Source organism: Psychrobacter nivimaris, assembly GCF_043419765.1.
In the GTDB taxonomy this organism is placed as follows: Bacteria; Pseudomonadota; Gammaproteobacteria; order Pseudomonadales; family Moraxellaceae; genus Psychrobacter.
This window is the reverse complement of the sequence record NZ_JBHOFX010000003.1, coordinates 165,500-191,723: the sequence shown is the minus strand read 5'-3', so window position 1 is coordinate 191,723 and position 26,224 is coordinate 165,500. Positions and strand designations below refer to the sequence as shown.

Genomic DNA, 26,224 nt, shown 5'->3' with positions numbered 1-26,224 from the left:
GCTCAACATGCTAAACTATAGCAAATCTTTGTGTAAATACCTAACTAAAAATGACAAACTCAAAAATGACTGACGACGCTACTACCCATGAAGCCCCTGCTATTTTTAATAGCAAAACACGCCCACAAAGCGCTGACGATGAGATTAGCAACTTCGGTAAGGTGAACTACCTCGAAGTAACGCGCCATCAACACGATCAGCGTTTGGATAACTTTTTGTTAAACCGTTTAAAAGGTTTGCCAAAATCACATATCTATAAAATGATTCGCTCAGATGAGATACGTGTCAATAATAAACGCTGTAAAGCACACGATAGAGTGCAGCGTGAAGATGTGGTACGTATTGCCCCTGTAGAGCTAGCAACGCGCGAAAAACCAATTATTAGTACCGAGTTCGCCAAAAGCTTACTGGCTCGTGTGGTCTATGAAGATGACGGTTTGCTAGTGCTGAATAAGCCTTCTGGTATCGCTGTGCATGGCGGTAGCGGCTTGGACTTTGGGGTTATCGAAGCGATGCGTGAAGTGACGGGTAAAAAATACTTAGAGCTGATCCATCGCATCGACAAAGACACATCAGGGCTACTGATGATTTCCAAAAAACGCTCAACGCTCAAAGTGTTGCAGCAGCATTTGGTAGACAAGACCATTCAGAAGCACTATCTGTGTCTTGCCAAAGGACAGCCTGCGCTTAATGAGCAGCGTATCAATGCGCCATTGTTAAGATATACGCTTGCCAGTGGTGAGCGCCGAGTAAAAGTAGATAGCCAAGACCCACAAGCGAAAGAAAGCCAGACGGATATTATTATCCATGATCGCTTTACGATTAATAGTCAGCCAGTAAGCTTAATTGAAGCTAAGCCATTGACGGGACGCACTCATCAGATCCGTGTGCATTTGGCACATATTGGTCATGCCATCTTGGGTGATGACAAATACAACGTTCATGACAAATCAGGTGTCCATCGTCTATGTCTACATGCATGGCGCTTAGACATTCCAGGCTACAAGACCATTACTGCGCCATTGCCAGACGATATGGCAGATTGGCTACCAGAAACAACGAAATTGCCTGAATAGTTTTTTAAAACAAATTATTAAGCCAAACTATTTTTGTATTTTATAAAACGTCACGATATCTTATTTTTACGAATAAGCCACCGTGACGTTTTAGTATCTGCTATTTATTATTGTTATTCATTAAGGTAAATCCATGACCAAACCAGCTACAATTTCAGAACGCATCATAAATGCTCAACTATCGGTAGAACACAATCTGTCTGACAAAACGTTGATTATTTTTGATTGGGACGGCACCCTAATGGATTCAATCGGCCTGATTGTTGATTCTATGCATGTGGCTGGCGAAGCCCACGGGTTTAAGACGACTGATAAAGCCGTAAAAGATATCATTGGTCTGAGCTTGATGAATGGGATTAAGATTTTATATCCGCAGGCAAACGATGCGCAGTTGCTTGAGATTCAGCAAACCTATGCAGAGTACTATATTGCTAACAGTCATAGTACGCCGCTCTTTGAACCGATAGAGCATATGTTGCAAACTTTGCAACAGCAAAGCAAAACGCTCGCCGTAGCAACGGGCAAAAAAAGAAAAGGGCTAGATCGTGTATTAGATGCCTCCGATAGCCATGATTACTTTGCGATTACGCGTTGTGCTGATGAGTCAGGCTCAAAACCTGATCCGCAGATGTTGACCGATATCTTGGATTATACGCAGCAGCAGGTTTCTGATGCTGTGTTTATCGGTGACAGTATCTATGACATTCAAATGGCAACAGCATTGGGCATGACCAGTATAGCGGTGAACTATGGTACGGCAATGAGTGCAGAGCTTGCGGAGCAAAATCCAACCTACCAAGTTGATACTCCACAAGCGCTAGTGGATTTACTATGCGGGTAGAGCTAATTTTATCATTCTCGTTATTTTTATAGCATACCGATGATAATAATGAGTGAATAAACAGGCAATAAAAAAGGGTTTATCGTAATAGCGATAAACCCTTTTTTGTTAAAGATGATGATATCTATTTGTTTTCTTGATCAACGCTCTCTTTTTCACTGCTTTCTTTTTCAATAGCGTCTTCTAATTCAGCGCCTTCTAGCAATGCAAAAGAAGACTCAATGATTTTGTCTGCATCAAGCTGATACTCATACCAGTTGCCCATTATTCCAGCCAGCTCATCGAGACCTTCTTTTCTGAGGGCTGAAAATAACTGAATGGTACAGTTTAGGCCCAATTTTTTCAGGCGTTTACGAGTCTCAAGGAGGGCGTTTTTAGAAGCACCGTACTTTAATTTATCTGCTTTGGTTAGCAGAATATGTACTGGTAGCTCACCATCGTTTGCCCAGTGCAGCATTTGCTCATCAAAAAACTTAAGCGGATGACGAATGTCTGTCATCAGTACCAGACCTGCAAGGCTTGAGCGTGATACCAAATATTCTTCTAGCTCAACCTGCCATTCTTTTTTCATCTCTAGCGGAACAGCTGCATAGCCGTAACCAGGCAAATCGACCAAACGTCTGTCAGTATCACCGATACTAAAAAAGTTAATCATCTGCGTGCGTCCAGGTGTCTTAGACGAGCGAGCCAATTGACGCTGATTGGTTAAGGCGTTGATGGCTGATGATTTGCCAGCGTTTGAGCGACCTGCAAAAGCGACTTCCAATCCCATGTCAGGCGGACAGAGACGAAAGGTAGGTGCTGACATCATAAATTCAGTTTGCTGAATTTTCTGACGAGATTTGGTATTGAACAAGGCATGTTCAGCGGCGACATCGTTAAACGGGGTACTCATAAATGGCTCATTAATCTTAAAAAATTGGATGCGATTATAAAATTTTAGTCAGCTGATGATTCAAGTCATCGATACAGTCAGGTAATTGGTCAAGCAATAAGTAAATCAAGTTAAAAGGCTATTTTCTATCAATACAATTATATGCAAGTCATAAAAGTAGCTATTTAATATTACTGGCTATTCTATACTATTCCGTGTCTTACTTATTGAAATAACTGCGATTAGCATCATATAAATAGTAGGATAACATTAAAGTTGGTTAGTCATTAAGACAAGTTCTCAGCTTTAACAAAGCCATATCCAAATTCTCTATGTTTATATGACATATATTGTTACAATGTTTAACCAGAGACGTTTAACAGAAAGATTGATGAGACACGTGAAATATCACGAGGAGGTGCTCTATGTTTTCAATCAGTAAACTTCTTAGCACGAGTTATCGCGCTATAACGGCTAGCAGTGCTGCACTATTATTAAGTGGCATTATGATTAGCAGCGCAGGTGCGGCAGATATCGCCACTACCTATAATAACTCATGTGCAGCCTGTCACGATAGTGGCGCGTTAAATGCCATCAAAAAAGGTGATAGTGCCAAATGGCAACAGCTGATTAAACAAAAAAGTATGCCGATGCTTATCAAGTCTGTCAAAGGTGGTATGCCGCAAATGCCAGCAGGTGGTCTTTGCGACAAATGTAGTGATGACGATTATCGTAAACTTATCGAATATATGAGCAAATAATCGACTTATAAATATAATTTGAACATATAAAATAAAGCCCTAGGCTAACAACCTATTTGCGCTTTTTGTTTTTGCGTCATATTGTATATTGTGTTGCCAGAAAACTGATGGATACTATGATTAAGTAGGCAAATGATACAAAGTCTTGCTATAATAATCGAAAATAAACCCTGATGTTAGTAAGTACTTTCAGACTGCTTGTGTCCAAGACCTTAGAATATACGCTATTCTCATAATTAAAGAGACGGCTATATCAGGTATCTTACCAGTGCAATCACTCTAAATAATGCTTACGCCGAGCTAGTAGGATTTGTATCAATGAAAAAGTTAATCGCTGCTGCCAGCTTATGCGTTGCAAGTTTCAGCGTACAAGCTGCTATTATTGTTCCTGAATATGACGTCAATGCAGGTCAAAAAGTTGCAGAAACCGTTTGTGCCGCTTGTCATGGTCTTAATGGCGTCAGCATTGTTCCTGCACAGCCAAACCTTGGCGGCCAAAACGTAAAGTACCTATATAAACAGCTAGTCAACTTTAAAGCAGGTTATCGCAAAAACGGTATCATGCAGTCACAAGTTGCTAACCTGTCTCAACAAGACCTAGCAAACGTAGCAGGTTATTATGCCAGTCAAGCGCCTTGGGGCGTCGGCTACGGCAATCCTGCAACCAACCAAGAAGCGACTAAGCTATTCTTGGGCGGTGATAAGTCGCGCGGTGTTATTGGCTGTGCAGGCTGTCATGGTCCAGATGCTGCAGGTAACACTTGGGCTGCATTTCCAAAGCTAGGCGGACAGCACGCTCAGTATATTGCTACTCAGCTAAAACTATTCCGTGCCGCTGGACGTGTTGATGATATCGATAGCGATGATCAAAAACGAGTCAATGATGCAGCCAAAGAAGGCGAGATGGGTATGATGCAAACAGTTGCATCGAAACTATCAGATCGTGATATTCGTATCCTGTCAGACTATGTAAGTGCTATTCACTAATTGAGTCGCACTGATTCAATATCTGATACATGTTTTGCTTTACATAAAAGGCCACTGAGCACTGAATCGTATATTGATTATATCTGAATGACTAAACCCCGATTTCGGGGTTTTTTTATAACTGTTTGTCCCTTATATTAAGACAGTATTTAGCTGAATTCATTTACAGAAGCCAGTCGTTGCTCTGTATAATTATAAATTATCGTTATTCACTTTATACCAATTTTCAAAATACGATTGGCTTTTTCAAACATGTTCGGTCTGCTATGCGTGGTACTTGTCTTGTTTGCTACTCCAGTTTTTGTGAATGGTATTAGATCGTTTGGATTGAAATTATGATGATCCGTTATGCTTCTTATTTTATCGCGGCGCTACTACCGTTATTGCTATTTCGTTGGTTTGCACCTGCGTCAATTGGTGAGATTGACTTTTGGTTACTATGGCTATTAGCCATGGTATTGGTTGCGCTGCCAGTTGTTTATGCTGAGATAGCTTTGGCCTATCGCAGTGTCGAAGGACCTCTAGCGGGTATGCAAAAGCTCACTCGTGAAGCAGATGTCAGTCCGATATGGCGCAGCTTTGGTTGGTTAGCGGCGCTAGTTTCTATAGTGATTGCAGCGTTGGTCATATCTGGTGCAAGTACAGGTATATTGTCTGCATTAACTGAGCTAAATAGCGTACCCGATGTACCTAGCTTCGCAGTGGCTGCAGGCCTGATGTTCATTGCGTTACTCTTAAGCTTGCTGGGTGTTACGCCTTTACCTATTGGTTTAGGATTGATGGTAATAGGGTTGCTGCTAGGGTTCGCAAACGGTGTACCAAATGTTGGTTTTGCCATGACTGATGTCAGTTTGACAGAATGGGCACGCGCAGTCGCACTAGCATTGGTCAGTGTCGGTGCGGGTACAGGCTTATACTGGTTCGGTCAGAACTTGGTGAGTAAGCAGACCATCACGGCTGTAGAAGCAAACAATCAGCAAGTGAAAAACAGAGCGGCTACTCGTGAGTACCGTGCAACCAAGCTAGTGTTACCGATTTGGATATTGCAACTGCTGATAGGAGTAGTGGCTTTATTTACTAGTGGTATGTCGCTACCGCCAATTGGACAACTTTTATATTGGGGCGGGGTGTTATTTGTGGCGAGTTACTTGCTACATTACAGCACTCAACAGTTAACGCATAAGTTTGGATTATTGGTTAGTTTGATAATCACTTTTGCTGTAGCGTTATTATTAGTGGTTGCGATACCAACAGCATGGTTAGTTGGCATCTTGGTCATTATTAGTAGCATTGCTGTATTATTATTATCAGTATTTGCGGGTTGGCAGATGAAAATCAGTCATTTGCGTAAGTCGTTAAATTTCAGTAATGAAGCAGTTTATAACTTGTGGCGAGTAGCGATACGTTTAGTCGTACCATTAGCATTACTGCTAGCGTTGGTAGGTTGGGTGATGCAGTGGTTGAGCTAACGGTCAGAGGTCGTGACAGCAGTGTGCCACAGTCTACACAAGCTAACTTAATGACCGTATATCTGGCGTATGCTGAAGATGAGCAGCGCCAGCATTATCTAGCTTTGCAGGTTGGACAAGGTACTAGTTTGTATGCAGCATTGGCGCAAGCAGGGTGGCTTGAGAAATTTGCAGAACTGGCAGAGTGGTGTGAGCAAGTAATAGATATCACCACGCCAACTGCAAAACGTTGGCATGTAGGGATTTATGCACAGAAACAGCCATTAAGCTATTTGCTACAGCCTTTTGACCGTATCGAGGTATATCGCAGTTTAAGCGCTGATCCTATGTCTCAGCGCAAAAATAAATCTCGTAGCTAACCGTTAATTATCTAAGCTAATAGGTTTCGCTGACTATGATGCTGGCAGACTCTCAATACCTTCGATACGCGTGACCAAACCATTATCATCAAAGTAAACAACTAAATGCTGGCTGGCGTTTTTGACATCTGCGATGCCTTTACGGCTACCTTCAGTGCCTGCTTTGTAGTCATAGATATAATCCCAGCGTTTAGGTTCAAGCGTATCTCTAATCGCAGGGCTACCAAGAGTATAAAGAACTTGGTTTTGATTCATACCCACTTTTAGCTTTTGAGCTTGGGTTTGCGTAATCGCTGTGCCTTGTGGCAAATCAATCTTATAAACACTCAATAATGAGCAGCCAGACATAGCAACAGTAGCGCTAAGCATACTGGTGATAACGATCTTACGTAATGCGCTTGTGTGGCTTAACGGACGGAAATTTAATGTCTTTATCATGGTAAGATGACTCATAAGAAATGAATTAGGTGTGGCCAGCGTTAGGTCGTACCAGTCTGACCGACAATCTTGGACAAATGATACGTCATTTACTTGCAATTGCCTACCACTTACGACATTATTTACCAAACACAATCTGAATAGTTAGATTAATTATATTTTAAATTCATAGGCTTGCATCTCGATATTTAGAAAATAATAAGAGAGATGTCTGCGTAAGTTTCATCAGTTTATTATTAATCATTCACTTTATATTAAATAAAAATAATCTTTGTTGATTATTTATCTCATATTTTCTATTTGTTAAGGCTGTCACAGTCAAAAGGGATATTATGGCTTCTTTTACCAATCAAGATTTACGTAGAGCAGGACTCAAGGTCACGTTACCTCGTATCAAAATTTTAGAGCTATTAGAAAGCGCAGAGCTGCATCACATGAGTGCAGAAGAAGTGTACAAGGCGCTTATCGAGCAAGGTGAAGACGTAGGTCTTGCCACTGTCTATCGTGTCCTAACACAGTTTGAACAAGCAGGTATTGTTGAGCGTCATAACTTTGAAAACAATCTATCTGTATTTGAGATTACCCAAGAAGAGCATCACGATCACCTAGTTTGTGATGTGTGTGGCAAGATTATAGAGTTTCATAATGAAGTCATCGAAGAAGAGCAATTGAAAGTAGCAGAAAAACATGGCTTTAAACTGTCTGGGCATTCTCTCGTGCTATATGGTATCTGCGCGGATCAAGCCTGTAGAGACAGCGCGAAGTAATTGTCTAGCGTATAAGTAGAAACGCTTATTTCTATCAGCACTACGATATCGAACAATAAAAGAAGCCCTCGTTATAAATAACGAGGGCTTCTTTTTATATGTCTATTATGCGTAGAAAGCGCAATAATTTAGCTTACATCTAACGATAAACTATCAGCACCTTCATCTAAATTAGCTTTACCGTTTTTGCTACTGAGCTTAATTTTGAGGCGTAGATCGTTAGGAGAGTCGGCATGTAGAATCGCTTCTTTATACGTTATCTCTCCTTGTTCGTACAAATCAAAAAGCGCCTGATCAAAGGTTTGCATACCACTGTCTCGTGAGCGTGTCATCACATCTTTGATTTCATGGACTTCCCCTTTACGGATATAGTCACTGATCAGCTGCGAATTTAGCAAAATCTCAATAGCAGCGCGTCGTCCTTTACCATCAGGTGTGGGAATAAGTTGCTGCGCGATAATAGCTTGCAGGTTCAACGACAAATCCATAAACAACTGATTATGGCGACTGGTTTCAAAGAAGTGAATGATACGATCGATTGCTTGGTTAGCGTTGTTTGCGTGCAACGTTGCAAACACTAGATGGCCAGTTTCTGCGTACTGAATAGCATAGCTCATGACTTCACGGTTACGAATCTCACCGATTAAGATGACATCGGGTGCTTGGCGTAGCGTGTTTTTTAGGCCCGCTTCAAATGAATGGGTATCGATACCAACCTCACGTTGGGTGATAATACAGCCGCGATGTTTATGGACAAATTCGATAGGGTCTTCTATCGTAATAATATGACCATGAGAGTTTTGATTGCGATGTCCTATCATTGCAGCAAGGGTAGTGGATTTACCCGTACCCGTTGCGCCAACTAATAGAATAATACCGCGTTTTTTCATGGCCAATTCTTTTAACGCTGGCGGTAAACGTAACTCTTCGACCGTTGGAATGTTGTTTTCAATTTTCCGTAAAATCATTCCTGCCATATCACGCTGTATAAATGCACTGACTCGAAAACGTGCTTGCTGCGCCTCATCAGCAATAGCAAACTGACACTCATTGGTATCTTCAAACTCTTTTCGTTGGCTTGGCGTCATCACACCCTTGACCAACCTCATGGTTTGCTCAGCACTCAAGGGCGTTTTACCAACAGGCAATATCTTTCCATTGACTTTCATGGAAGGCGCTACATCAGCAGTAATAAAAAGGTCAGAGCCATTTTTATTAATCATTAACTGCAATAGTTTATCAATGTCCATATCGTACCTGCACTAGATGTAAATCGATTAAGAAAATATTTAAAATCATGCTGTAAAGTTCGTAAGTAGAAGGCTATTAAATAATAGTGGATATCACCAATTATTCACTTCTAATGGTCTCTCTATATATACTATAGAAACGCTTCAGGCTGTTTTGCATAAGGACGCGCCACATCTTTGCTAATAGTACCTTTGCCTACCAAGTTCTTTAATGTTTGATCGAGCGTAATCATGCCTTCGCCTGCACCAGTTTGAATAGCAGAATACATCTGAGCAATTTTATTCTCACGTATCAAGTTACGGATAGCGGGGGTACCTAACATGATTTCATGGGCTGCCACACGTCCACCTGCTTGACGACGTAACAGGGTCTGTGAAATAACGGCTTGCAATGATTCTGACAGCATCGCGCGAATCATGTCTTTTTCAGCAGCAGGGAACACGTCGATGACACGGTCAATTGTCTTAGCGGCTGAGCTAGTATGCAAGGTACCGAATACTAAGTGACCAGTTTCTGCTGCGGTCAATGCTAAACGAATGGTCTCAAGGTCACGTAGCTCACCGACCAAGATAACATCAGGATCCTCACGTAGAGCAGAGCGTAATGCTGGTTCGAAACCCAAAGTATCACGATGAACTTCACGTTGGTTAATCAAGCTTTTCTTTGATTCATGAACAAATTCAATCGGATCTTCGATAGTTAGAATATGCTCCTTACGGCTTTCGTTAATATAATCAATCATCGCCGCAAGCGTTGTCGATTTACCTGAACCTGTTGGGCCCGTTACCAGTACCACACCACGCTTAAAGTCAGAAACGCGTCTAAAGACATCGCCCATACCTAAGTCTTCCATCGTTAATACTTTGGAAGGAATGGTACGAAATACAGCGCCTGCCCCGCGATTTTGATTGAAAGCATTGACACGAAAACGTGCTAGATTAGGGATCTCAAAAGAAAAATCCGTCTCAAAAAATTCTTCAAAGTCAGCACGTTGTTTATCATTCATGATGTCATAAATAAGCTGATGCACAACCTGATGGGTCATCTCTGGCATATTGATACGTGTCATTTCACCGTCAACACGAATCATTGCCGGCATGCCTGCTGAAATATGTAAATCTGATGCCTTATGTTTAACAGTAAAACGCAGCAAATCTTCGATACTTAGATTATTTTTTTCAGCCATAATTTGATATTCCTATCACTTAGTTCGGGTAAAACAGAACACTACAAAAACACGTGGTAAACTATCTATCAGCAATTTCAACTGAACAAGAAACGTTGAAGAGATAACCAATTTTTTTACTATCGCTAGCACATTCAGTAGCATATGTTAAAGCATGTAACAATATCATAACAAGACTGTGAGTATTTAACCATCTACTAAGTTAATAAAACTCAAAATTAGTTTTAATAAAGATATTTTTACATGAATAATCTTTTATCAATCTTTATTAAACGATTCTGCATAAAATAGTCATAAATATCGAGTAATTATTTTTTGAAGAAGTTTTGGAAACCTAATAAGTATTAAAGGCCGAATATGAAAGAAAAAGATCAAAATATTGATGAAGTGACACTTATCGATAACTGGCAGCAAGTTCATAAGCAGATGAAGCAAGCGTGTGATCATGCTGACAGAAAGGCTAATAATGTTATGTTGTTGGCTGTTTCGAAAACGAAACCTACCGATATGATTGCAACTTTAGCAGAACAAGGACAGCGTGATTTTGGTGAAAACTATCTACAAGAAGCCATCGAGAAAATTACTGAACTTAAAGCTCAACCTGTAGGCAAGAGTATCGTTTGGCATTATATCGGTAGTATTCAACGTAATAAGACACGTGACATTGCAGAGCACTTTGATTGGGTGCAAACGGTTGAGCGCGATATCATCGCCAAACGATTGAATGACCAACGACCAGTTGACCTGCCACCATTGAATGTTTTGATTCAGTTAAATATCGATAACGAAGATAGCAAGTCAGGATGCCTGCCAGCCCAATTGCCAGAGCTGATAACAGCGATAAAAGGGTACGAGCGCTTACAACTGCGAGGTTTGATGATTATTCCTGCTAAAGCAAATACGGATGCCTTTGCTCGAACTAAGCAGTTGTTTGAAAAGGTCAAAGCCGACTATCCAGAGTTAAGTAGCTGGGATACGCTTAGCATGGGTATGAGTGGTGATATGGCAGAAGCGATAACAAACGGCACAACGATGGTACGTGTCGGTACTGCTATCTTTGGTCAACGTGCTTAAAACGATATAAATAGGCTAGTTAGGCATCCTTTAACTAGCCAGTAAATTAAATGACATCTTCTAATTTAGTGACTAGCATCTGCGTGATTTTAAGATTATCAGTCGCAATAATCTCAAATCGATAATTGGCATACTCAATCGTATCGGTCTTCTTAGGGATTTTTCGAAGCATATACATCATGAATCCACTGATAGTCTCGTAATTTTGACTGCGTGGTAGGTCGACGATATCTAATGCACGAATCACATCTTCGATAGGGGTCATGCCATCGATTAGCCACGAGTTGTCAGTGCGCTGGACAATAGGCTGTTCTTCTAGCGTTACCAACTCACCCATCACAATGCTCATCACGTCCTTTAAGGTGATAACACCAACGACTAATGCATATTCATTCACGATGACCGCAAAATCAGCGCCAGTAGATTTAAACATTTCTAATACTTCAAATAGAGATAAAGTATCAGGCACGAAAAGTGCTGGCTTCAATAGAGCTTTGTTCGTTAAGCTAACTTCTTGTTGGTTCAAAACTAAAGCCAAAAAGCTACGAGATTCCACATAACCAACGATATGTTCTAAATCGTCATCATGGCAGACCAAAAACTTATTGTGTGGCTGCTCAATCATGATATTCACGACTTCTTCGGTACTTGTCTTGGTATCAAAGTAAACGATATTTTCTCGAGGATTCATCACTGAGGTGACGGTACGCTCTTGCATATCAAAGATATTTTCGATCAAGTGATGCTCTTGCTTCTTGAGTACACCCGCTTCGGCACCTGCATCCATCACTGCATAAATATCTTCTGGTGTCATATCATCTTGACGTATGGTTGAGATGCCAAAAAGCTTAAACAGAATATTTGCGGCCCCATCGAACACCCATATAATGGGCTTTAGTATAAATATCAACAACATCATCGGGCGTACGAGCCGTACCGCTATCGTCTCAGCATTTGACATGGCCAAACGCCTAGGCATTAGATCAGCAAGTAATGAAAACAAACTCGTGATAAGTACAAATGATATAACTGATGCTATCGTTTCACTATTCAATAATTGCTCGAGATATGGACTGATGGCCGATTCACCCACGGCACCAGCTGAAATAGCGACCGCATTTAGCACTATTTGTACGACGGTGATAAAGCTACCAGGATGTTCTTGCATATTAAGTACATCAAGTGCGCGAACATCGCCTTCTTTTGCCATAATTTGGAGCTTGATTTTGCGGCCTGCGGCAATGGCAATCTCAGCAGCAGAGACAAAGGTACTTAAGGCAAGCAGTAAAAGAAGAAAAACACTAGCGGTTAGCAAACTCATGACGTACTCGAAAAAGAAATAAAGATAATTAAGGCAAAATAGTTAGTGAAACTGTGTAGAAAAGAATATAGCTAGGTGTAAAAATTTTTGGTAGATAAAAACCAAAAAAGCTGGGCAAGCACCCAGCTAATAGTAAAAAATTCGATATCTTGTAAAACTGGCTAACTAGTACCTCTTAACTTATAGATAGTAAAAATTGAGAGGTGTGTAGTAATTAACCTTTGATTGACCACTTATTAACCAATGGATAACGGCGCTCACGTCCGAAAGCTTTATGGCTAATCTTAGTACCGATGGGAGATTGCAAGCGTTTGTATTCGCTGTTGTCTACCATTTTGATGACTTTGGCGACCATCTCAGCATCGAAGCCTTTATCGATAATCTCTTGATAGCCCATGTCTTCATCGATGTATGACGTCAAGATACCATCTAACACATCGTAGTCAGGTAGGCTGTCTTGATCTTTTTGATCTGGACGTAATTCAGCCGATGGTGGACGAGTAATAACGCGCTCAGGAATAACCGGCGTATCTTCTAAACGGTTACGATAGCTCGCCAATTTATAAACTTGAGACTTGTATACGTCTTTTAGTACGTCAAAGCCGCCAGCCATGTCGCCATATAGCGTTGAATAACCAACTGCCAATTCTGACTTGTTACCAGTCGTAATAACTAAATGACCGAATTTATTGGACAAGGCCATCAAAATAACACCGCGCGCGCGCGCTTGGATGTTTTCTTCAGTAGTGTCCGCTGGCGACTTATTGAATAACGGTGCTAGCGTATGACGAATGCCTTCGACAGCATCAAAGATAGGACAGACGGTGTAAGAAACATTTAAGCGGCGCGCCTGTGCTTGAGCATCTTCTAGACTGATTTGAGAGGTATACTCGTATGGCATCATGACCGCATATACCTTATCAGCGCCTAACGCGTCAACAGCGATACAGAGCGTCAATGCTGAGTCAATACCACCTGATAACCCGACAATAATGCCAGAGAATCCTGAATGGTTGACATAGTCGCGTAGACCGACGACTAATGCTTGATACATTTCAGATTCACGGCTCAAGGTTAGAGGCGCTTTGGTCTGCTCGTTAAACTTAGCAGTTTTTACATCTAACGTAGCCAGTAGCAACTGGTTCATAAAGCGTGGTGCTTCATGAGCAATGCTACCGTCAGCTTGTACAGCCATAGAGCCACCATCAAACACTAGATCGTCTTGCCCACCCACTGCGTTGACATAGACGATAGGTAGCTTGTTTTCACGGCTACGCTTGGCCAGCATGGTTTTGCGATTGTCTTGTTTTTCAATCTCAAAAGGTGAGGCATTTAAGCTTACGATTAAATCAGCACCTTGTTTTTTAAGCTCAGAGATAGGACCTTTTTCCCACAAGTCTTCACAGATAAGCAGACCAATGGTAATGCCTTTATAGTCAAATAAAACTTGATTGCGACCTTTATCAAAATAGCGACGCTCATCAAACACGCCATAATTTGGCAAAATTTGCTTATGGTAAAAGCCTTTTTGATGACCATTATGTAGGATGGCAGCAGAGTTAAAAGTTCCGTGATGATCGACATGCGGATAGCCGACAATCATGACGATATCATCAATATCACTCAAAGTAGATAAAGCGCTTTTGACGCGACCTGACAAGCTTGGACGTAGCAATAAATCTTGTGGAGGGTAGCCTAACAGCGCTAACTCTGGGAATACGATTACGTCAGCACCTTGTTCGCGTGCTTGTAATGCTAGAGTACGCATTTTTTCGACGTTGGTTGAGATATCGCCGACCAAAAAATGTGATTGAGCTAAAGCAAAAGTGACAGTATCTTGTGGTTTATTGGGCTTACTGGCTTCGTTTGAGGTGTTAGAGTTGGGGTTATCAGTGTCTTTTGACATTGTTATTGTTCCTATCGATATATTATTAAAATTTGGTGTGTCTGTATTGATTTCAAATAAAATCAAAGTAAATCCGAAATTAACTCAAAACTGCGCTCTGGCATATCAAGCTCAAATATTGAGCTGATATGCTGAGTCTAAAGCTCGTATAAGCCTTTATAAAAGACTTATGATTTTGTTCAAGTAACTCACTCTAAGTGATAGCGACACCCTAAAATTAGAACTTATAATAGTCTAAAAGAAGACGGTATAAGCGGGTGTTGAAATCTTGCTCAGAGGATTCGATGTCTGTACAACGATGTAAATAAATATGTGCAAATAAACTTAACTACACTGAAAAGCTTAAAATAATTGCTTTAGTATAACATCAATTGTCGCGACAAATAGAACGCACCAGTGGATTCCCTTATAAGATAACAGTTTAAAAGCTGAACATAAAAGCAGTTTTCAACACATCATTTTTACACACTAAATTCATGCATTATGCGCTAGTCATTATCGTCGTCATCTAGTAAGCTTGCATAGACAAAGTTGTAAGTAAAGATTACAACAACGCGTTATATAATTCACACGCTTTATTGCATAATAAAGTGTGCTAGCTGCATTTTTATTATTTTATCTATGATAATAAATGGCTATAAATTTGTAGTATAGAACTGAACACAGTCATACTATTTAATTGTCATGTTACTTAATCGTCATGTGAATTTATAAGTCCGACGCAATGCTTTTTTGTACGACTCGCAACTCTCGCTAATGGATATGGCTTATAGACAGTGTTTAAGAGCTGATATTCATCACACATTTATAAACTCGCCAGCAAAATTATCGTTTGCTGTCCGCTTTTGGTTTATACGCTATGATTGAAAACTGGACAAAAGAATTTATTATTCAGCGCTTATTAGCAATTACGTTGCTAGTGGTGCTATTCGTATTGTGTTTTCAAGTGGTGCAATTTTTTATTGTACCAGCGCTGTGGGCAGCGATTTTGGCCTATGTGACTTTTCCTATTTATAATTTCTTCCATGAAAAGGTAAAGCTAAGCCCAGATTTTAGTGCCGCTATTATGACGGTGAGCATCTCACTAATAATAGGCGTGCCACTGGTCATCGGTGTGTTTATCTTGCAGCAAGAAGCTTTAAGTTTGATCAGTAACTTGATTTACCGTATCAAGGTAGGTTACTTAGATGTGCCTGACTCCCTCAAAGATTTACCTATCATCGGTCAGCAAGTCAAAGACGTACTATGGCGTATCAATAAAAACCCAGAAGGGACGCTAGAAGCTTTTCGCATTTGGGTTCAGTCGCATTTATATTACGGCAAAATAGCATTTGATGTGGTGTTCAGTAGTTTGGCCAAACTCGGTATGGCGTTAATGACGCTTTTCTTCTTTTACCGAGATGGGACCAGTCTGGTTCGCCAGATTCGTCAAGCGCTGCGTAACATCATCGGCAATCGCATCGACGGTTACATCGATTCTGTAGGTACAACTACGCGCGCTGTGGTATACGGCATCGGGCTGACGGCATTGGCTCAGGCATTATTGGCTGGTATCGGCTATTACTTCGCTGGTGCACCAAGTCCTATTTTATTGACCATTGTTACTTTTATTATTGCCTTGATTCCGTTTGGCACGCCATTCGTTTGGGGCGGTGTATCGATTTGGCTGTTGAGCCAAGGACATACTGCAGAGGGTATTGGATTGGCACTATGGGGTGTACTGGTAATTAGCTGGGTGGATAATTTGATTCGTCCTATCGTCATTAGCGGCGCGACCAAAATTCCTTTTATCATTATTTTTATCGGTGTACTGGGTGGTCTAACAGCGTTTGGTTTTGTTGGTTTGTTTATCGGGCCTGTCGTATTGGCTATCGGGCTTGCGGTATGGCGCGAGTGGATATCGCAGCATAAGAATGAGATATTTGCTCAGCAAGAGGTGATGCTTTCTGACTCTCGTGCGATAGATCCTGTGCACGAACCAGAATAACGAGTCATTAGGGCGTGTCTTCAATTCACCCGATGGCCATCTAAATGGGCTAAAAATGGCTAAATTTTGCCAAACATCGTCAAATAGCTATTTAATATCCTGATATTATCTACGCTATTTTTCTTGTTTGACGGCAATTTATCTCATTTTTATCTCCATTTTTGAAATGAAGACACGCCCTAGAAAATACGATGTAAAAAATTATCGATAGAGATGATGGCAAATGATAAATAAGAATATGACAGAATCGACGAATAATAAGACTGATAAATTAAGTACAATTAAAAATATCACTATTTTAGCGGACAGCAACATCGCCAGTCTGAATGATTTTTTTAATGATTCTATGCTAGGTCAGCTGACTGAGCATAAGGTTGAGATTATTACTGTCGCTGGTCGAGATATCGATGCAGCGCTACTTGCCGAAGTGCAGCCAGATGTGCTGCTGATACGCTCGGTGACAAAAGTAGGTAATACTTTACTGGTTGATAATAACAGTGTGCAGTTTGTTGGGTCTGCGACTATTGGGACCGACCATGTAGATCAAGATTATCTAGCGTCTCGCAATATCACTTTCGCCAATGCGGCTGGTTGTAGCAAGCATTCTGTGGCTCAATATGTATTGACGGCTGTTTTCACTTTGCGTCCGCAGTATTGGCAGCAATCGGCGTCGTTAACATTAGGTATCATTGGTCTTGGTAATATCGGTAGTACGCTTGCTCAATATGCCTATGATTTGGGTTGGCAGGTGCTAGGTTATGATCCCTTGTTGCCAGCCTCTAAAACTAATAATGCTAGCTTGGAGCAGGTACTTAGCCAAAGTGACGTGGTTAGTCTGCATGTGCCTTTAACCAATGAAAAGAATGCGACGAATCCTAAAGGTAGTGATTACCCAACACGTCATCTTATCAACGTAGCTGCATTAGCAATAATGCCTGCTGATACAATGCTGATTAATAGTGCGCGAGGACCTGTAATTGAGGAAAGTGCGCTTGAAACAGACATTGAGCGTACTGGACGTCAAGTGGTGCTAGATGTGTTTGAGCATGAGCCAGAGATAGCAGTAAGCTTACTATCCAAACTTGCTATTGCCACACCACACATCGCTGGCTATACACTAGAAGGTAAGCTACGTGGCACACAAATCATTTATGACGCCTTGTGTGAAAAATTAGCGATACCTCCAGCTCAATCTATGTCTAATCTGCTACCGCTAAATATGTTCTTATGGTCTGAACTAAAATCACATTCAGACAGACTGCCAAAGTTTTATGACATTATGCAGGATGATACCTCGTTGCGAAATAAAGCAGTGGATGGGCAAGTAAATGGTGCTGACTTTGACGGTCTGAGACGTGATTACCACTTGCGCCGTGAGTGGCAGTTTTAATTAAACAAGATACTTAGCAACCAATTATTCATCAGTCGCAGTAGAGCCCAATGACTCAAGCAAACAACATTTCTTCGCAGCTTATTAATTCTAAGCCTAGCTATGCACCAACCATGACACTTGCGATGGCACAACAACGCGCGCAATTTATCAGTAGTATTCGGCAGTTTTTTACCAGTCGACAAGTGCTGGAAGTGCAGACACCGCTATTATCCCAAGCAGGCAATACAGACACTTTTTTGCAGTCTGTAGCAGCTCATGTGACCTATCAGGACCGTCCGCGCACTTATTATTTGCATACCTCGCCTGAGTTTGCGATGAAGCGTTTATTAGCCAGCTGGCAAGTACCTATTTATCAGATTTGTCCTGTCTTTCGCGATAACGAAATAGGCACGCGTCATAATATTGAATTTACGATGCTCGAATGGTATCAACCGAATTATAGTCTGGACGAGATGGCAACTGAACTTAATGAGTTGTTAGAGACTCTCTATGGTCATTCTGTTGTGATGAGTCATTATCGCTATGTCGATGCCTTTATGGACTTCGTGGGTATACATCCGTTGACAGCGAGTTTAACTGCATTGCAAGCTGTAGCAGAAGATATGGGTTTGACAGGATTTGATTTTAATAATGCTGATGATAGCGAAGAAAATCGTCGCCAGAGCTGGTTGGATTTGTTATTCAGTCATGCCGTAGAGCCAAACCTAGGCCATGATTTGCCGACATTAATTATAGAGTATCCACCTGCGACCGCTGCACTAGCGAAGACCGCTGTGGACAAAGACGGTAATAAAATTGCGAAACGTTTTGAGCTATACATTAACGGCATTGAGATTGCCAATGCTTACGATGAGCTAGCAGATGGTCAAGCATTGCGTGACCGTTTTGAACAAGACAATCAATTACGCGCGTGTCATAATCTACCTCAAATGCCAATCGATGAGCATCTATTAACCGCATCTAATGATTTGATGCCATGTAGCGGTATTGCAGTCGGTATGGATAGGTTGCTAATGGTTTTAACAGGTGCAAGCAGCTTGGAAGAAGTTATTTCTTTCCCCAGTGGGCAAGCATGATTGAAAGAGCTTTTTTCGATTAGTTGTAATCTAAATATATAATAAAAAGGTCGTTGCCGATTTACCAATTAGATATTGGCGAACCGACAACGACCTTTTATATTGGCTGCTTCTAAAATTTAGCAGATACAACCACTTCTACTAATACTAAATTTATTTATACCGTAGCAACTGCTTCATTGATATCAATGTCGCCATTGTGTAGATTGAAGACTTTGCCTATCGTGTTATCTGCGGTGAGCACCGCGGCTAGCGTTGTCGCTACATCTTCGATCGCATTCTCACCAGAACTTGTATCATTAATAGTAATTTTACCAGTACCTGCGCGCTCTTTTAGTGCGCCTGGCTGTACGATAGTGTAGTCAAGCGAGCTGTTATTCACTAACCAGTGATCGGCGTAGTGTTTAGAGATATAGTATTCTTTTAAGTCTGCAATACTAGGGTTTTCATCCCATTTGTTAGTTTCTAATGAAAAGACCGAACTCAGCATAATATAACGTTTAATGCCTTTATCTTGTGCAGCCTGCATCGTTTTTACAGCACCATGCAAATCAACTTCTAAGATGTTTTTACCACCAGATCCTGCTACAAAGTAAACAGCCTCGATATCCTGAGCCAGTTGTTTTTCAATAGACTCTCTACTGGCTGTAATGTCTAAATCTAGCTGGGTATAGTTGTCATTATCAAATAGTTTTTCTTTCTGACGAGTCGTGCCAATAACTTGGTGATCATCAGCCAATAACTGCTTAACCAAATCACCGCCCACTCGACCACTTGCACCAACGACTAAAATTTTCATAATCATTCCTATTCTTATTTAAATGCTATTGTTTGAATTATTCAGTAAGTTTATTTATCTTAAAAACCGAATATAGAGTAACAAAGATAGGTAGCACGCTTCGTTATAAAGCGTGCTGATTGAATAGTGTTTGGTTATAGAGTGTATACAGTTTGCAAGGAAGCAAACGTTGATCAGATGACATCATATAATAGATGACAGAACAGGTAGGCGTCAGATAGAACCATAGAAGGCACTAACGAACCAAGCGATTGAGACCATCGGCAAAGGCTTTTTTATCTCGATCACCGTAGGGTTTTTGCCCGCTCATTTCTTGCAATTCTAGGACACCAGTACCGCGCATAGTATCCATAAAGTCGCGCATATTGAGCTTTTGCTTGATGTTGTTCTTATCGTAGACCACACCGCGCGTCGTCAATACCATACCACCTTTATCCAAAATATCATTGGCCAAAGGAATGTCGCTAGTGATAGCCAAGTCACCAGCCTGTATCTGCTCGACGATATAATCATCAGCTTTGTCGAACCCTGATGGTACGACTGTCATAACAAGTAGGGGCGACTTGCGTAACTTGATCGGCTGATTGGCCACAAATATAGCCATGGTCTTGGTACGTTCAGCCGTCTTAATAATCAAGTCTTTGGCAATCAATGGTACCGAATCTGCGTCCACCCAAATTTGCATTATTTTTTAGCCTTCTCAGGTTTTGATGGAGTAGTAGTCAGGCTGTCTTTATTGTCTAGGTCATCAGCTGTGGCGTCATTTTGAACACTATTCTGAGCACTGTTTTTAGCATTACTCTTAGCATCGACATCTGCTTTACTAGGCTGAGTATCTACACTTGCATACTCTTTATCTAGACCAACCTTGTTTGGCAAGATAGCAACCAGTTTTGCCATAGCGGGCTCTAAATCAGTCACGTCATTAGGCATCAAGGTGATATGAGCAATCTTGCGATCGTCACGCTCAGCCTTATGATAGCTATGGTAATGAGCGCCATCGATGTTTAGCACTGCACTGATATCGGGATATTGACCCAGCACATTTACCATAATCGCAGGATGCACGTTATCTGTATCCCCTAATGGCAAGTTAACCACGGCACGGATATGATTCTCAAACTGACTGGTAATAGCGCCTTCGATACTCCAATGTCCGGAATTGTGTACCCGTGGTGCGATCTCATTCGCCAATATCGCATTATGACCGCGAGCATCTTTGGTGACGAATAATTCAAGCGCCATAACGCCAACATAATCTAAATGATTCATGACTCTGGTGATGGCGTCTGTTGCTTGTTGAAACAGGTGACTCGTGCCAACAGCAGGTGCTTGAGTTTTGGCCAAAATACCGTTGTGATGGTGATTTTCGACCAGATCGTAACAGCGTACCTGACCATTTTGCGCTCTTGCTGCAATGATAGACACTTCACGGCTAAAGTTAATAAAGCCTTCAGCAATTAACGGCGCAGGTGTTGGCGTAAGTGAGCCTTTACCACTGACCGCGTCTTTTAGATTTAGCCAAGCAGTTTTAATATCACTGTCCTGCTTTATAACGAACTGCCCCTTACCGTCGTAACCACCGCGGCTGGTCTTCAGAACGATAGGCAGGCCCAATTCTTTACAAGCGTGCTTGAGCTCAGCTTCAGAATTGACTTCCATAAATGGCACGGTTGCAATATCAAGCGTGTTGAACATCTGCTTTTCTTTGAGACGATCTTGAGCGATATCAAGCGCAATCAATGGCGGGAACATGCCTTGCTTGCTGCCAGATTTTGACAAGCTAACCAGCTGTTCGACCGTAGACGTTGGCGTGTTTTCAAACTCTAACGTAAAGACATCCGCTGCTGCGATAAAGTCTTCTAATTGATCGCTATGAAAGACACGACCGTATAAGCTGGCAGGGCATTCTGGATTGTCTTCTAAGAATACACATTGGTAACCCAATGGCATAGCGGCTTCGGCAAGCATCATACCAAGCTGACCACCGCCTAAAATACCGATGGTACGAATGGTTTGGGTAACAGGATAAGCGTTTGCTGTAGTCATGGCAGGCTCTTTGAATAAAAGTGAATAAGATGTTTGGTATATGAAAAACTAAAACTCAATGGGTGAAAATAGGAAAAGGTGCACTGTATGCACCTTATCTCTAATCAGAATTGCTTAAAAGTATACAGTGATAGCTTCAATTGTTAAGCGGTCAATCTAGAAGACTCTGCTATAAAAGCTGATCGATTTATATTTACTTAAGGATTAATAGTACCTGGTGTTGGGCTAGCGAGAATGGTCTCAGTCTGAGACTGGCGCATCTGATCGAGCTTAGTAGCAATCGTATCATCATGCAATGCCAATACTTGAATTGCAAGTAGGGCGGCGTTATAAGCACCAGCAGCACCAATCGCCAAAGTACCAACAGCGACGCCTTTTGGCATTTGTACAATAGACAGTAGACTATCCCAACCACTCAGCATAGATGACTTTACAGGGACACCAAAGACAGGTAGCGGCGTTTGGCTGGCACACATACCCGGCAGATGAGCGGCACCACCTGCACCAGCAATGATCACTTGTAGACCATTATCTTTTGCGCTTTTGGCATAATCAAATAGTCTGTCAGGTGTACGGTGTGCGGAGACCACTTCACAATCAAAAGCAATGTCAAAGTCTGCAAGCAATTGCGCAGCAGCACTCATAGTCGCCCAGTCAGACTGTGAACCCATGATAATGCCGACTTTTGGCTGACCAGCAGGGGAGGTGATTGGACCGTTCTGGTTAGCAGCAGTATTCGTGGTGCTCATGATTGGATATCCTCAAAAAGACCATCATACAAAAATTTTGCTACACTCGTAAAGTCAAGTTTGACTTTTAATACTGGTATGGCGCTAATTGCAGTGATATCACGATTTTATATATGTTTTTCATCATGACAATGCTGAACGAAGTGATTGACCGTCAATGGTAATGGATGTTCGGTATCCAGTTGATAGCATGTTAGATAGCCGCTATCCACTGCAGCAGAGTAGTCAGTACAGGCAACTTGTGGACTGAGTGGCTCAGGTGTGCCAGTGAGCCAATAGTGCCCGACGAACACAGGTTTATGAGTTTTTAGCGCAAACTCAATATTTTCAGCCAACACCTCAGGTGGTATCTGCGCCAATGCGGACGATGGAGCACGAGACACTTCACGAAGTGTGCGTGTATTTAGCTCATCTAGCCACCAACGTACTCGCACTCGTGTACGCTCGGTACCTTCTTTATCTACCATCACAATACCATCAGGTAAGCCTGTTTCAACCCCTTTTAACACTCGCTCTAAAGCGTCAAAGGCGATGGTATCTTCTTTAGCCGTCGCGATTAAACCTGCTGGAGTCAGACAGTTATCGTCAGTCAGAAAGGGTTTTAGTATTGCCATGCTGTCTGTATCCCAACAAGCATGTACAAAGCAGGCGTAGTCGGTCTCAATCCACAATGGGATTTCATATAAACGCTGCAACCAGTACTCATGTTGCTCTGAGCCAAATGGTATCTCTGCTAAAAATGCCTCGTGTTGGCGTCTATGGATATCATTGTGCGAGCGTAAATACTGGCTGGTATTATCGGGATCGCGCGTGGCATATGCCAATGCATTATATTCATGGTTGCCCATCACTGCATCGGCTACATCGGCATCTAGCATTGCAAAGACAATCTCCAGTGTAGCTAGTTGCTGCGAACCACGATCGATCAAATCGCCGATAAACAAGGCCCTGTGACCTTTTGGTGGCACGAAGTACTGGCCATTATGCTTATAGCCTAACTGATGCAGCAGACCGATCAGTTTGTCTGCATAACCATGTATATCACCGATAATATCTATAATCATAATGTATTACTAAATCTCAAATGTAGAAGTATACCCTGTGCAAAATAGTATTTATAAAGTATAGCTGTCTTTAAAGTGCTAGCTTTACTATACGTAAAAATGTCTAAAATCCTGGTGATAGTAACGCATTGATAAAATGAGGTAGTACTTTTGGTTCCAAAACAATCGTAGCGATAACGCCAAATGCGCCGCCCCACATATGAGCCATGTGATTGATGTTTGAACCACCGCGTCGATCCGCATAGATACTATAAAATATATAGGCCACGGCAAATAGTATCGCAGGAATAGGAATCACGGCAAAGAGATAGATTCTCTCCCATGGTGCTAACAGAATAAAAGCAAACAGCACAGCTGATACGCCGCCTGATGCGCCTAGACTCAAATAACTGGCGTTGTTCTTATTTTTCACGTAACTTGGAATCATGGCAACGATAATTGCCAACACATAAAAAACCACAAAACCGTAGCCGAATAAAAACGGCTGATATAGTCCTTCAATAGCACGCCCAAAGAAATACAAAGTAAACATATTAAAGAGCAAATGCATACTATCAGCATGAATAAAGCCGTGGGTCACAAAGCGATCCCATTGCCCATTGTTGACTGCTGGCGGGTAAAAGATCAGTCGATTAAATAGCGTCTTGTTTTGCCAAGCCAATAAGCTGACAATAACGGTAATTATGATAATAAGCGTCGTATGGTTTAACAAAGAAAAATCCTTAGGCCGTGCCTGATATGTGACAATGTTACAAATGACAAGCTACAAATGACAATATTCAAAGCCTAAGCGTTACGGCTGAGTAAAAAATAAGTTTGACGTCTGATCCGTATTGAGTACTAACCATTAGCAATAGACTAATACTAACAGCAGTTGCAATAACGCGAATACCTATTGTGTGACAAAACGATGCTTTTTTATGCGGTTATAGTGAATAATGTAGCAGTGTACCATGCAACATAAGTGAAATTTTTAAAGCAAGGTTAAAGACGAGAGTAGTGCTCATTCATCCGCGCTGCAATGAATCTTTTAGACAAAGAAGCAAAATACACAAGTGACATGGACAAAAATAAAATAAGTGCTTAATTTTGCACATTCAAATAAGGCTGATAGAGGCAGTGGAATATGAACATTATTGACCAGCTAGAACAAACGGTAACCCCAGCTGTAATGGGTAATGATGACAGCAATAATGTCGCCTATGTCAGTCTACTTGAGCAATTTTATGCTGTTTTGGCTGCGCGTTTAGCTGTGCCAAAGGTTTACTCACAGCTGCTGCGTACTGATCAAATAATTACTAGTAGCAATAATGAAAGCCCTTTATTTGAACAAATATGGCAAGATAAAAGCCTGCAAAAAACGATCATCCAAGAATTGTCAGCCACCCATCACATTGATGAACAGACAACTGAGCAACTACTAATTAGTGCTACCCCATTGGCATATCGTGAGCTAAAAGTATTGGCTAATGGACAGTTTTTGCCAGCATTTTTACAAGAAAAACAGGCTGCTTTACGTCCATATTTACCTATCTGGGCAGCAGCTGTGATTACGGCTACTCAAGGTGTTAGTCAGCAAATACAAACAAGCTTTAATTCAGATGATGACCATGTGCCAGTACATGTGCCAGTAAGTGACGACATATCGAATAGACTTGACGACGCTACTTTAGATACTGGCATAGCTGGCATAGACACACCAATAACGAATAATGATGTAGAAGATATAGAGCAAATATCAACTGCTGAGCGCGCGAGCACTGAAGCGTTAGATGACAACACGATTGCCAATAGTGATGCTATTCATGCCAATCCAGCAGCTTATCATCTGGCAGAAAACAGTAATTTGAAGCGTGCACAGGTGCGCACTCGTAATCAACGAAACGATCTACTAATACGCGTATTTTTATTAATAGTAGCTCTAGCTGCGCTTGCCCTAGCAGCATGGGCATTATTAGTGAAACCCAATAATGAAATACCAGTAGAACCTGTGGCTACAGTACCTGTTGAACCACCGCCAGCACCCGTGCCTCCTGTACCAACAACGACTCCTGTTGAGCTTATTGTCGGTGTAGATAACAGCGGTAATTTGTACACTTGTAGTGCGACCGTTGGCGATGCTGCATTGCAAAGCACGTTGCAACAGGCACTCAACACAAGCTTTGGTGAGCAGGCAAGTATTTGTGAATTAAACATACAGGATGGGGTAGCAACCACAATCACTAATATGCCTGCGGAGACACTGCCCAATGTCTTGACGATGCTTAGATCAACACCATTTGCACGTTTGCATGTGCAAAATGACCGTCTCACACTGGAGGCGCCAGACAATATGCTGCTGCAAAAACTGGTCACAGAAATACGAAGCTTAGTACCAGCGATGGTGGTCGAAAATACAGTACCACTACCGTTGCCTGATACTAGTAATATTGGTGATGTTACGAACAATATGGCAAACGACAATAATCAGTTTGTAGATGATGGGGCAGGGACTAATAGTCAATACAATAATAATGGGGTAAGTAGTAACTCTGGCGAATACCAAGCATCAGATGATGATACTGGAGATCGTGTGATACCAACTCCTTTGCCTAACAATAGTAGCTTTAATAATGCGCCTAACAATCTGCCTACTAATGGCGCGAGTAATATTCCCAACAACTTTTCTTCGAATAATCAAACGACCAGACCGCCGGGACCTTTTTCACCTTCAGAAGTGGATGAGATGGCAAACACGGTCATCGTTGCTGAACCAGCTCAAGTTAGGTAGTTTTTTATAAGGCACGCTGTTTCATAG

At 41.6% G+C, this 26,224-nt stretch carries 24 protein-coding genes; 12 read left to right on the top strand and 12 right to left on the bottom strand.

The genetic code is table 11. The features are described 5' to 3' along the window. Positions 1 to 65: 65 nt before the first annotated feature. Positions 66 to 1,076, top strand: coding sequence for an RluA family pseudouridine synthase (locus ACHEVO_RS07550; RefSeq protein ID WP_101205527.1), 1,011 nt, complete (start codon positions 66 to 68; stop codon positions 1,074 to 1,076). 133 nt (positions 1,077 to 1,209) lie between these two features. Then, positions 1,210 to 1,917: an HAD family hydrolase gene (locus ACHEVO_RS07545; RefSeq protein ID WP_394124490.1), complete on the top strand. Its 708-nt coding sequence runs from the start codon at positions 1,210 to 1,212 to the stop codon at positions 1,915 to 1,917. A 124-nt stretch (positions 1,918 to 2,041) separates the two neighbouring features. On the opposite strand, the gene yihA is transcribed toward ACHEVO_RS07545, so the two are convergent. After that, entirely contained in the window at positions 2,042 to 2,812 is a 771-nt protein-coding gene (gene yihA / locus ACHEVO_RS07540; protein WP_394124489.1) for a ribosome biogenesis GTP-binding protein YihA/YsxC, read from the bottom strand. Between the two features lie 404 nt (positions 2,813 to 3,216). On the opposite strand from yihA, the gene ACHEVO_RS07535 reads away from it, so the two are divergent. The 4 genes from ACHEVO_RS07535 to ACHEVO_RS07520 all read left to right on the top strand — a co-directional run bounded on the left by ACHEVO_RS07535 (position 3,217) and on the right by ACHEVO_RS07520 (position 6,367). Further along, a complete protein-coding gene (locus ACHEVO_RS07535; protein WP_394124488.1) occupies positions 3,217 to 3,552 on the top strand; it encodes a c-type cytochrome in 336 nt (111 codons plus the stop codon). A 318-nt stretch (positions 3,553 to 3,870) separates the two neighbouring features. Next, positions 3,871 to 4,539, top strand: a complete 669-nt coding sequence (locus tag ACHEVO_RS07530) for a c-type cytochrome (protein ID WP_101205531.1) — start codon at positions 3,871 to 3,873, stop codon at positions 4,537 to 4,539. 335 nt (positions 4,540 to 4,874) lie between these two features. Then, positions 4,875 to 6,008, top strand: a complete 1,134-nt coding sequence (locus tag ACHEVO_RS07525) for a hypothetical protein (protein ID WP_394124487.1) — start codon at positions 4,875 to 4,877, stop codon at positions 6,006 to 6,008. Then, positions 5,984 to 6,367: an RnfH family protein gene (locus ACHEVO_RS07520; RefSeq protein ID WP_394124486.1), complete on the top strand. Its 384-nt coding sequence runs from the start codon at positions 5,984 to 5,986 to the stop codon at positions 6,365 to 6,367. The genes ACHEVO_RS07525 and ACHEVO_RS07520 overlap by 25 nt, the downstream gene beginning before the upstream one ends. A 33-nt stretch (positions 6,368 to 6,400) precedes the next feature. Here the strand turns inward: ACHEVO_RS07520 and ACHEVO_RS07515 are convergent, their stop codons facing one another. Beyond that, positions 6,401 to 6,820 (bottom strand): outer membrane protein assembly factor BamE, encoded by a 420-nt coding sequence (locus ACHEVO_RS07515; RefSeq protein WP_057758247.1) that lies wholly within the window; start codon positions 6,818 to 6,820, stop codon positions 6,401 to 6,403. A gap of 317 nt (positions 6,821 to 7,137) precedes the next feature. Here ACHEVO_RS07515 and fur point away from each other — a divergent pair, with 317 nt between their 5' ends. Continuing rightward, positions 7,138 to 7,572 (top strand): ferric iron uptake transcriptional regulator, encoded by a 435-nt coding sequence (gene fur, locus ACHEVO_RS07510; RefSeq protein WP_057758249.1) that lies wholly within the window; start codon positions 7,138 to 7,140, stop codon positions 7,570 to 7,572. A 128-nt stretch (positions 7,573 to 7,700) separates the two neighbouring features. Here the strand turns inward: fur and ACHEVO_RS07505 are convergent, their stop codons facing one another. Continuing rightward, a complete protein-coding gene (locus ACHEVO_RS07505; protein WP_394124485.1) occupies positions 7,701 to 8,822 on the bottom strand; it encodes a PilT/PilU family type 4a pilus ATPase in 1,122 nt (373 codons plus the stop codon). A 131-nt stretch (positions 8,823 to 8,953) separates the two neighbouring features. Further along, positions 8,954 to 10,009, bottom strand: coding sequence for a type IV pilus twitching motility protein PilT (locus tag ACHEVO_RS07500; RefSeq protein WP_296209488.1), 1,056 nt, complete (start codon positions 10,007 to 10,009; stop codon positions 8,954 to 8,956). Between the two features lie 357 nt (positions 10,010 to 10,366). On the opposite strand from ACHEVO_RS07500, the gene ACHEVO_RS07495 reads away from it, so the two are divergent. Next, positions 10,367 to 11,083 carry a YggS family pyridoxal phosphate-dependent enzyme gene (locus ACHEVO_RS07495; RefSeq protein ID WP_394124484.1) on the top strand — a complete coding sequence of 239 codons (717 nt, stop codon included), beginning with the start codon at positions 10,367 to 10,369 and terminating at the stop codon, positions 11,081 to 11,083. A gap of 46 nt (positions 11,084 to 11,129) precedes the next feature. Here ACHEVO_RS07495 and ACHEVO_RS07490 read toward each other — a convergent pair whose 3' ends face one another. Further along, positions 11,130 to 12,404 carry a hemolysin family protein gene (locus ACHEVO_RS07490; RefSeq protein WP_394124483.1) on the bottom strand — a complete coding sequence of 425 codons (1,275 nt, stop codon included), beginning with the start codon at positions 12,402 to 12,404 and terminating at the stop codon, positions 11,130 to 11,132. A 214-nt stretch (positions 12,405 to 12,618) separates the two neighbouring features. Continuing rightward, positions 12,619 to 14,310 (bottom strand): NAD+ synthase, encoded by a 1,692-nt coding sequence (locus ACHEVO_RS07485; RefSeq protein ID WP_394124482.1) that lies wholly within the window; start codon positions 14,308 to 14,310, stop codon positions 12,619 to 12,621. 859 nt (positions 14,311 to 15,169) lie between these two features. On the opposite strand from ACHEVO_RS07485, the gene ACHEVO_RS07480 reads away from it, so the two are divergent. From ACHEVO_RS07480 to epmA, 3 genes are all read left to right on the top strand, one after another. After that, entirely contained in the window at positions 15,170 to 16,297 is a 1,128-nt protein-coding gene (locus ACHEVO_RS07480; RefSeq protein WP_201548554.1) for an AI-2E family transporter, read from the top strand. A 280-nt stretch (positions 16,298 to 16,577) separates the two neighbouring features. Then, the gene (locus tag ACHEVO_RS07475) at positions 16,578 to 17,687 is read left to right on the top strand and encodes a 4-phosphoerythronate dehydrogenase (protein WP_394124731.1); all 1,110 of its coding nucleotides are present in this window, start codon (positions 16,578 to 16,580) and stop codon (positions 17,685 to 17,687) included. A gap of 50 nt (positions 17,688 to 17,737) precedes the next feature. Next, positions 17,738 to 18,766, top strand: a complete 1,029-nt coding sequence (gene epmA / locus ACHEVO_RS07470; RefSeq protein ID WP_394124481.1) for an EF-P lysine aminoacylase EpmA — start codon at positions 17,738 to 17,740, stop codon at positions 18,764 to 18,766. Positions 18,767 to 18,923: 157 nt separating this feature from the next. Here the strand turns inward: epmA and ACHEVO_RS07465 are convergent, their stop codons facing one another. The 6 genes from ACHEVO_RS07465 to ACHEVO_RS07440 form a co-directional block, all read right to left on the bottom strand. After that, complete coding sequence (locus ACHEVO_RS07465; protein ID WP_394124480.1) at positions 18,924 to 19,565, bottom strand: NAD(P)H-binding protein; 642 nt, start codon at positions 19,563 to 19,565, stop codon at positions 18,924 to 18,926. A gap of 235 nt (positions 19,566 to 19,800) precedes the next feature. Further along, on the bottom strand, positions 19,801 to 20,250 hold the full coding sequence (locus ACHEVO_RS07460; RefSeq protein WP_102093310.1) for a YaiI/YqxD family protein: 450 nt from the start codon (positions 20,248 to 20,250) through the stop codon (positions 19,801 to 19,803). Next, positions 20,250 to 21,614, bottom strand: coding sequence for a 5-(carboxyamino)imidazole ribonucleotide synthase (locus tag ACHEVO_RS07455; RefSeq protein WP_394124479.1), 1,365 nt, complete (start codon positions 21,612 to 21,614; stop codon positions 20,250 to 20,252). The genes ACHEVO_RS07460 and ACHEVO_RS07455 overlap by 1 nt, the downstream gene beginning before the upstream one ends. 197 nt (positions 21,615 to 21,811) lie before the next feature. Next, entirely contained in the window at positions 21,812 to 22,363 is a 552-nt protein-coding gene (purE, locus tag ACHEVO_RS07450; protein WP_394124478.1) for a 5-(carboxyamino)imidazole ribonucleotide mutase, read from the bottom strand. Positions 22,364 to 22,470: 107 nt separating this feature from the next. Next, positions 22,471 to 23,427 carry a metallophosphoesterase gene (locus tag ACHEVO_RS07445; RefSeq protein ID WP_394124477.1) on the bottom strand — a complete coding sequence of 319 codons (957 nt, stop codon included), beginning with the start codon at positions 23,425 to 23,427 and terminating at the stop codon, positions 22,471 to 22,473. Between the two features lie 103 nt (positions 23,428 to 23,530). After that, positions 23,531 to 24,139 (bottom strand): rhomboid family intramembrane serine protease, encoded by a 609-nt coding sequence (locus ACHEVO_RS07440; protein ID WP_165598370.1) that lies wholly within the window; start codon positions 24,137 to 24,139, stop codon positions 23,531 to 23,533. A gap of 414 nt (positions 24,140 to 24,553) precedes the next feature. Between ACHEVO_RS07440 and ACHEVO_RS07435 the strand changes: the two genes are divergently transcribed. Next, entirely contained in the window at positions 24,554 to 26,197 is a 1,644-nt protein-coding gene (locus ACHEVO_RS07435) for a hypothetical protein (RefSeq protein ID WP_394124476.1), read from the top strand. The last annotated feature ends 27 nt before the right edge of the window (positions 26,198 to 26,224 follow it).